The following is a 640-nucleotide window of genomic DNA, read 5'->3' as shown; positions in this document are numbered from 1 at the left end:
CCGGCCAGGCCGTCTGAAGCTTCGCCGACGACTTCAAAATCAGGCTGGCGCGAAAGCAAGGCCTTGATACCGCTGCGAAATAGGGTGTGGTCGTCAATAAGGGTAATTTTAATCGTCATGATGCTGTTCTCATTTGTTGAGGCAAAGTCAGCATAACCGCCGTACCTTGCCCAATCTGCGATGTAATGGCCAATTCTGCGTTAATCCGTTGGGCACGTTCTTGCATAATGCCCAAGCCGACATGTTCGCCTGAAGGCCGGTTTGATAGGTGTTCTTTATTAAAGCCTGCGCCGTCGTCCCGAATCGTCATGACAAAATCGCCGTGGTTGGCAATTTCGACGCTGACATGTTGCGCACGGGCGTGCTTCCGGATATTGGACAGGCTTTCCTGCAAGATGAAGATGATTTGCAAATGCTCATCATAATTCAAAGCCTGCCCGTCGTCCTGCCATTTTAAATCAACTGGAATACCGGTTTGTCGTTCAAAACGCGCCAGCAGCGATTCTACCGCTTCAGGAAAATCTTTATTACTGATTTTGGTGCGGAAATTCATCAAAAGTTCGCGTACGTCTTCGTAGCATTCCTGCACGCCGTCTTTGATGAAGCCGATATTTTCTTCGGCCTGCTCGCGTTGGTCTGA

2 protein-coding genes are annotated in these 640 nt (G+C 49.5%); both read right to left on the bottom strand.

Translation table 11 applies throughout. The annotated features are described in order from the left end of the window. A partial coding sequence (locus tag ACTHUT_RS21490; RefSeq protein WP_440419840.1) for a response regulator transcription factor occupies positions 1-119 on the bottom strand: 119 nt, incomplete at its 3' end. Further along, positions 116-640, bottom strand: a 525-nt coding sequence (locus tag ACTHUT_RS21485) for a sensor histidine kinase (protein WP_440419838.1), incomplete at its 5' end; no start/stop codon positions are given. The genes ACTHUT_RS21485 and ACTHUT_RS21490, both read right to left, overlap by 4 nt.

Source organism: Neisseria sp. P0022.S010, from assembly GCF_051956635.1.
Note: the sequence above shows the minus strand (reverse complement) of the source record. Positions and strands in the feature narration are given on the sequence as shown.